This window comes from Conyzicola sp., from assembly GCF_057073975.1.
In genome coordinates this window covers 1-6,906 of sequence record NZ_JBXMIS010000065.1, presented here as the reverse complement: position 1 = coordinate 6,906, position 6,906 = coordinate 1, and the positions used below count along the sequence as shown (strand labels likewise).

Here is a 6,906-nt window from a genome sequence, read left to right as displayed (position 1 = left end):
ACCGGAAGGCGTTGACGTCATCAGGATCGCCCCCAAGGGCCCCGGTCACCTGGTGCGCCGCACCTACACCGAGGGAGGCGGCGTGCCGGCGCTGATCGCCGTCGAGCGGGACGCCCCCGGCAAGGCGCGCGAGCTCGCGCTGTCCTACGCCGATGCCATCGGCGGCACCCGCGCCGGCGTCATCGAGACCACGTTCCCCGAGGAGACCGAGACCGACCTGTTCGGCGAGCAGTCGGTGCTCTGCGGCGGCACCTCGCAGCTCGTCATGTACGGCTTCGAGACGCTCGTCGAAGCCGGCTACCAGCCGGAGATCGCCTACTTCGAGGTGCTGCACGAGCTCAAGCTCATCGTCGACCTCATGTGGGAGGGCGGCATCGCCAAGCAGCGCTGGTCGGTCTCCGACACGGCAGAGTACGGCGACTACGTCTCCGGCCCGCGCGTCATCGACGCCTCGGTCAAGGAGAACATGAAGGCCGTTCTCGCCGACATCCAGTCCGGTGCATTCGCCAAGCGCTTCATCGACGACCAGGACGCGGGAGCCCCCGAGTTCCTCGCGCTGCGCGCCAAGGGTGCTGCCCACCCGATCGAGGCGACCGGCAAGGAGCTGCGCGCTCTCTTCGCCTGGAAGCAGACCGACGCCGACTACGTCGAGGGCTCTGCAGCCCGCTGATCTCCACCGCTGGTTGAGTAGCGCCATTGGCGCGTATCGAAACCACGAACGGCCGTCCTTCCTTCGGGAGGGGCGGCCGTTCTGCGTCTAGGCGGCGACGAGCGCCGCGTCGATGAGGGTGATGGCCGCCGCCTTGGCGTGCCGGGCGGCATCCGTGGTTCCCGAGATCGCCGCGGTCGTCTGTGCTCCTTCGGCGAGGAGTGCGAGCTGCGGTGCGAGGTCATCGGGCGCCCCCGCTTCGCGCACGAGGGTCGCCACATAGCGCTGGAAGGCCTCCTTCTGCGCACGAGCCGCAGCGGCGACAGCGGGGGAGCTGGCGCCGAGCTCGCCGAACGAGTTGATGAAACCGCAGCCGCGGAAGTTGTCCTCGTCGAACCACTGCGAGAGGAAGTCGTAGATCGCGAGCAGCTTCTGCCGCGGGCCATCGGCGTGCGCGGCGGCGGCGCTGAGGCCGTCGTTCCACGTGGCGGATCGTCGCGCCATCACCGCGGCGATGATGGCGTCCTTCGACGGGAAGAGGGCGTACATGCGCTTGAGCGAGATCCCCGCGGCGGTGCGCACCTCGTCCATGCCGACGGACTGGATGCCGCGCGAGTAGAAGAGGTCGTCAGCGGCCGCCAGCACGCTCTCGCGGGCTGTTTCGTCATCCATCAACTCTCTCCTTGCGCTGAGAACCATCGTTCTCTAGTATAGGTCCATCGCCATTGAGAACGACCGTTCTCACGAACCGAGGTAAGGAAGACCATGCCGTACATCACCGTAGGAACCGAGAACTCCGCTGACATCGAGCTGTACTACGAAGACCACGGAACGGGCCAGCCCGTCGTGCTCATCCACGGCTATCCGCTGAGCGGGGCATCGTGGGAGCGCCAGACCCGCGCCCTGCTCGAGGCCGGCTACCGCGTCATCACGTATGACCGCCGCGGATTCGGCGCGTCGAGCAAGCCAACCGTCGGCTATGACTACGACACCTTCGCGGCCGACCTCCACACCGTGCTGGCGACGCTCGACCTCCATGACGTCGTGCTCGCCGGCTTCTCGATGGGTACCGGCGAGGTTGGCCGCTACATCGGCACCTACGGCACCGACCGCATCGCCAAAGCAGCGTTCCTCGCCTCGCTCGAGCCGTATCTCGTGCTCGGCGACGACAACCCGACCGGGGTGCCGCAGTCGGTGTTCGACGGCATCGAGGAGACCGCGCGGGCGGACCGCTTCGCCTGGTTCACGAGCTTCTACGAGAACTTCTACAACCTCGACGAGAACCTCGGCAGCCGCATCAGCCAGGAGGCCGTGACCAACAGCTGGAATGTCGCCGTCGGCAGCGCGCCGAACGCCGCCTATGCGGTGGTGTCCTCCTGGATCGAGGACTTCCGTGACGACGTGAAGGCCGTTGCCGCATCCGGCGTTCCGAGCCTCATCCTGCACGGCACCGCCGACCGCATCCTGCCGATCGACTCGACCGCGCGCCCCTTCCACGCGGCGCTGCCCAACGCCGACTACGTGGAGGTCGAGGGCGCCCCGCACGGCCTGCTCTGGACCCACGCCGACGAGGTGAACGAGGCGCTGCTCGCCTTCCTCGCGAAGTAGGCATTGACGAACGGCCGCCCCCGAATCTCTCGAGGACGGCCATTCGTCGTTGCTGCCCCGGGGGTGCAGACGTACGGTATGCGCATGGACGCACAGGGTGGTGCCGTCGACCCCTGGTCGAACGGGCAAGAATACGAGCTCTATGTCGGTCGCTGGAGCAGCGCTGTCGCGCGCGAGTTCGTGCCATGGCTCGACGCAGAGCCCGGCGGCAGCTGGCTCGACGTCGGGTGCGGCACCGGGGCCCTGAGCGACGCGATACTGCGGCAGGCCGAGCCGACGCGCTTGCACGGCATCGATCCTTCCGAGCCGTACCTCGAGCTGGCCCGCCTGCGATTGTCGGGAACGATAGCCACGTTCTCGACTGGCGACGCCATGTCGCTGGATGCGGCTGCGTCACCCGGGGAGCCGGCCCTCTACGACGTCGTCGCCTCCGGCCTCGTACTCAACTTCCTTCCCGGCGCGGCCACCTCCCTCACCCAGCAGGTCGACGCCACCACTCCCGGCGGAATCGTCGGCGCCTACGTCTGGGATTACGCGGTCGGAATGCACCTCATCCGCCTGTTCTGGGAGGCGGCGATGGATCAGAATCCGGCCGCTGAGCAGAGCGCGGAAAGCGTGCAGTTCGCCGACTGGCAGCCGTACCGCCTCGAGCGGATGTTCTCGGATGCGGGCCTCACGGGCATCGAGGTGCGGGAGATCGTGGTGCCAACCGAGTTCCACAGCTTCGAGGAGCTCTGGGCGCCGTTCCTCGGCGGGCAGGGCCCGGCTCCCACCTACCTTCGATCGATCGGTGCGGAGGCGGCAGCGGAGGTGCGAGGCTTCCTCCAGCGACGAGTCACCCCGGCAGACGACGGCTCGGTGTCGCTGACCGCGCGCGCGTGGGCCGCCAAAGGGCTCAAGCGGTGGCCGCTGCGGGCGGAGTAGCGTTGGCCGCATGCACATCGCGACGGGTGTGATCAGCACCGCAGAACAGCTCGAGCGGCTTGTCGGTGCCCCGACTCCGGCTGCGGCGAACAAGGTGCGGCGTGAGCTGGCGAGTGTCGATCGGGACTGGCTGGCGGCATCCAGCCTCTGCTTCGTCGCGACGTCGAGTGCGACCGGCGAGCTCGACGTCTCCCCGAAGGGCGACCTGGCGGGCTTCGCCATGGTGCTCGACGACACGACCATCGCGCTGCCGGAACGGCTGGGCAACCGCCGGGCAGATGGATTTCACAACATCCTCGAGAACCCACAGGTCGGGCTCATCTTCGTGATCCCCGGCCGAGGGGACACCCTGCGCATCAACGGCACCGCGCGGCTGGTCGGCGATGCCCCGTGGTTCGATGCGATGGTGGGGAAGGGGCACCGGCCGATCCTCGCGACCGTCGTCGAGATCCACGAGGTCTTCTATCACTGCAGCAAGGCGTTCCTTCGGTCGAAGGCCTGGGATTCCGCAGCCTGGACCCCCGACGCCGCGCCTCGCCGCGCCGTCATCGCCTCACTCACCGACCGTCGCGGGGAGCCGCTCGAGGAGCTCGACGAGTACTACGGCCCGACGTACGCGGAGAAGATCTACGGCTAGTGTCACGTTTCGCGGGTTTCGCGACATGTACCCAGTGAACCCTGAGCACTGGAGTCCCGATGAATGACATTGACCGCCGACTTGCGGCTGCAAACCGGGTGACCCCCGTCGCTGCGGCAACCCTCGACGCGCTCGCCGTGGCAGCCCGGGAGCAGGGCAGGATCTCGCGCCGGCAGCGCCTCACGACAATCGGGCTGTCGGCCGTGCTCGTCGTGGGCGGGGGAGTTGCCGCTGCACCAGCGGCGGCCGATGTCGTGCAGGAGTTCCTTGCGCAGGCGAATTGGTTCCCGGGGTCGGGCGGCGAGATCCTTCCTGACAGTGAGTGGGTGGACACGAGCCAGCCCGACCTTCGCGTCTACCTCGAGACCATCTACCCGACCTGGCTTGAACTCGCCCCTGGGCAGGACCGCGACGACATCCTCGACACGGTGGCCGAGAGCAGCGCAGCGAACCCCGGCCTCACCCAAGAGGCCAGCCTTCGTCGAATGATTGAGACCCGTGCGTACTGCGGCTGGTCAGTGGAGCTTCTCGACGCTGAGCGCACCGGCGACGAGCGGCGCTATGTCGAAGCCGCCGACGTGGTGCTCGCGGCAGCCGACTGGCCCGCGCTCGTTGCGACGGACGGCGGCGGCATCACCGATCGGCTCAGGCAGGTCGGAGCGGATGCCGTGAATCGCGAGCACGGTGCCGCGCACGCCGTGTTCCGGGCGGGAGAATGCAGCCTGCTCGGGTTCTCCTCCGGGGCTGGAGAGTGAGCGTCGAGCAGTCTGTCGCGACACTCGAGACCGAGATCCGCGACCTCATGCCCGACCTGCTTGGCTACTTCGTGCGCCGACTCGACAACCGCGAGGATGCCGCCGACGCCCTGTCGGAGACCCTCATCGTGATCTGGCGAAAGCATCGCTCCCTCCCGGCGGACGCCGAGGGTCGCCGCCGCTACGCCTTCGGCATTGCGCGCAGGGTGCTCGCCGCAGCGCGGCGCGGCAGACTCAGGCATCGCGACATCGCGGATGCTCTGCGCGCTGAGTTGCGAGCCGACTCGCCGATGTCGGTCGATGGTGAGCTCGACGAGGCACTCGCATCCCTCACCGAGCGTGATCGGGACCTCGTGCTGCTTGTCGCGTGGGAGGGGTTCGGCGTGGCCGAGGCTGGGGCGGTGCTCGGCCTGCGGCCTGACGCCGCCCGGGCTCGCTACTCGCGGGCGCGAGCACGCCTGCGCGAGCAGCTCACGATGGAATCTACAGCCCGCTGATGCCAGAGAGGTCGAGCCAGGTGCGCTTCTCCGTCTTCACGATCGTCAGCAGCACGTCGCCGCAGGCGCAGCAGCGCACGACGTAGCCGCTCGGGTCGGGGTAGACCATGGCGCGGGCGAGCACGGTGACGTCACCGCAGTGGCGGCACTCGCCGCTCGTTGTGGTGAGATCGAAGCGGAACAGCTCAGAGAGCGGCCCGGCGAGGGCGTTTCCGTCAACGTGGGTGCTCATCACGCCCCTCCGAACCGCTCGGTCTTCACGGCGACGGGGTCGTGGCCGAGGGCGACCAGGTGCGTGGCCACGGTCTCGACGAAGCCGGTGGGGCCGCAGACGAAGACCGCGGGGGAGTCCGCTGCCGGGATTGCGAGGCGGGCGAGGTCGTCGAGGGTGATCCTGCCGGCTGGCCGCGGCCATCCATCCGGTGCTTCTCGCGTGTACAGCCAGTCGAGCTCGAAGGTGGGCCCGACGAGATTCGTCAGCTCGTCGGCGAAGAAGGCGTCGGCGGGCGTGCGCACCGAGTAGAGCAGCCGGAATCGAGCCGTGGATGCCGCGGCGGCGTGCGAGCGGATCATCGCCACGAGAGGAACGATGCCGCTACCGCCCCCGATGAGCTGCACGGGTTCGGCTTGCTCCGGCCGCCACACGAACCACCCGCCGAGCGGACCGCGGAACTCCACCTGGTCGCCCACCTGCAGCTCGTCGACGAGGTAGGGCGAGACCTCGCCGTCGGGCAGTTTGTCGACCGCGAGCTGCACGCGTTCCGACGAGTCAGCCGATGCGATCGAGTAGGAGCGCACCGCCTGATATCCGTCGGGGGCGCTCAGTCGAACGTCGACGTGCTGTCCGGCGATGTTGCCCGTCCAGCCGGGCACGTCGAAGACGATGCTGCGGCCGCTCGGGGTCTCAGTGCGCGTCTCCACCACGGTGCCCACGTGCCATCCGCTCGTCACCAGTACCGCTGCTCTTTCCACGGGTCGCCATAGAGGTGGTAGCCGTTCTGCTCCCAGAAGCCGGGCTCGTCGTCCTCCTGCATGACGAGGCCGCGGATCCACTTCGCGCTCTTCCAGAAGTACAGGTGCGGAACGAGGAGGCGCGCAGGCCCGCCGTGCTCCGGGTCGAGCGGCTCGCCGTCGAACTCGCTGACGATCCAGGCCTTGCCGTCGAGCAGGTCCTCCAGCGGCACGTTGGTGGTGTACCCGCCATAGGAGTACTCCATGACGAACTCGCGCTCGGTCTCGACCTGATCGAAGATGGCGTCGAGAGGCACGCCCTTCCAGGTGGTCGCGAGCTTCGACCAGCGGGTGACGCAGTGGATGTCGGTGTGCACCTCCTCTGTGCCGAGGGCGTGCAGCTCGTCCCAGTTCCACTGGGTGGCTCCCGTCTCGGTCTGCACCGTGAAGGTCCAGTCGGCGGTGTCGAGCTCAGGGGTCGGGCCGGCCGACAGCACGGGAAAGTCGTCGGTGAGGTACTGGCCGGGCGGGAGGTCGGGATTGTGCTCCCGGCTTCGACCGGAGAAACCGCGCGAGATGATGCCCATGGATGCCCCTTCCGTTGTGTTTCAGACTACTGACCTAGCTGAGGGTTGAGTAGCGCGCAGCGCGTATCGAAACCTAGTTGCCCGCAGACCCAGCATCCGTCGACCGCACGTCGGTGCGGTGGAAGTTCTGGAAGCTGCGCGACGCGGTCGGCCCACGCTGGCCCTGGTAGCGGTTGAGGTAGATGCCCGAGCCGTAGGGGTTGTCGACGGGCGAGCTCGTGCGGATGAAGCACAACTGGCCAATCTTCATCCCCGGCCACAGCTTGATCGGCAGGGTAGCGACGTTGGAGAGTTCCAG

11 protein-coding genes are annotated in these 6,906 nt (G+C 68.1%); 6 read left to right on the top strand and 5 right to left on the bottom strand.

The genetic code is table 11. The features are described from left to right. Positions 1 to 670 (top strand): ketol-acid reductoisomerase (gene ilvC / locus AC14A7_RS06015; protein WP_484007208.1); only part of this gene is annotated, 670 nt, incomplete at its 5' end. 87 nt (positions 671 to 757) lie between these two features. Here ilvC and AC14A7_RS06010 read toward each other — a convergent pair. Further along, entirely contained in the window at positions 758 to 1,321 is a 564-nt protein-coding gene (locus tag AC14A7_RS06010; protein ID WP_484007206.1) for a TetR/AcrR family transcriptional regulator, read from the bottom strand. Between the two features lie 93 nt (positions 1,322 to 1,414). On the opposite strand from AC14A7_RS06010, the gene AC14A7_RS06005 reads away from it, so the two are divergent. From AC14A7_RS06005 to AC14A7_RS05985, 5 genes are all read left to right on the top strand, one after another. Further along, positions 1,415 to 2,257, top strand: coding sequence for an alpha/beta fold hydrolase (locus AC14A7_RS06005; protein WP_484007204.1), 843 nt, complete (start codon positions 1,415 to 1,417; stop codon positions 2,255 to 2,257). An 84-nt stretch (positions 2,258 to 2,341) separates the two neighbouring features. Next, complete coding sequence (locus AC14A7_RS06000) at positions 2,342 to 3,181, top strand: class I SAM-dependent methyltransferase (protein WP_484007203.1); 840 nt, start codon at positions 2,342 to 2,344, stop codon at positions 3,179 to 3,181. A 10-nt stretch (positions 3,182 to 3,191) separates the two neighbouring features. Beyond that, positions 3,192 to 3,818, top strand: a complete 627-nt coding sequence (locus AC14A7_RS05995; RefSeq protein ID WP_484007201.1) for an MSMEG_1061 family FMN-dependent PPOX-type flavoprotein — start codon at positions 3,192 to 3,194, stop codon at positions 3,816 to 3,818. 59 nt (positions 3,819 to 3,877) lie between these two features. Next, positions 3,878 to 4,573: a hypothetical protein gene (locus AC14A7_RS05990; protein WP_484007199.1), complete on the top strand. Its 696-nt coding sequence runs from the start codon at positions 3,878 to 3,880 to the stop codon at positions 4,571 to 4,573. Further along, positions 4,570 to 5,070 carry an RNA polymerase sigma factor gene (locus AC14A7_RS05985; RefSeq protein WP_484007197.1) on the top strand — a complete coding sequence of 167 codons (501 nt, stop codon included), beginning with the start codon at positions 4,570 to 4,572 and terminating at the stop codon, positions 5,068 to 5,070. Before AC14A7_RS05990 ends, AC14A7_RS05985 begins: the two co-directional genes overlap by 4 nt. Here the strand turns inward: AC14A7_RS05985 and AC14A7_RS05980 are convergent. The 4 genes from AC14A7_RS05980 to AC14A7_RS05965 all read right to left on the bottom strand — a co-directional run. Continuing rightward, complete coding sequence (locus tag AC14A7_RS05980) at positions 5,057 to 5,302, bottom strand: DUF6510 family protein (RefSeq protein WP_484007195.1); 246 nt, start codon at positions 5,300 to 5,302, stop codon at positions 5,057 to 5,059. The genes AC14A7_RS05985 and AC14A7_RS05980 overlap by 14 nt on opposite strands. After that, positions 5,302 to 6,003, bottom strand: a complete 702-nt coding sequence (locus AC14A7_RS05975) for a ferredoxin reductase (protein ID WP_484007193.1) — start codon at positions 6,001 to 6,003, stop codon at positions 5,302 to 5,304. Before AC14A7_RS05975 ends, AC14A7_RS05980 begins: the two co-directional genes overlap by 1 nt. Positions 6,004 to 6,017: 14 nt before the next feature. After that, complete coding sequence (locus tag AC14A7_RS05970) at positions 6,018 to 6,608, bottom strand: molybdopterin-dependent oxidoreductase (protein WP_484007191.1); 591 nt, start codon at positions 6,606 to 6,608, stop codon at positions 6,018 to 6,020. Between the two features lie 73 nt (positions 6,609 to 6,681). After that, positions 6,682 to 6,906 (bottom strand): dCTP deaminase (locus tag AC14A7_RS05965; protein WP_484007189.1); only part of this gene is annotated, 225 nt, incomplete at its 5' end.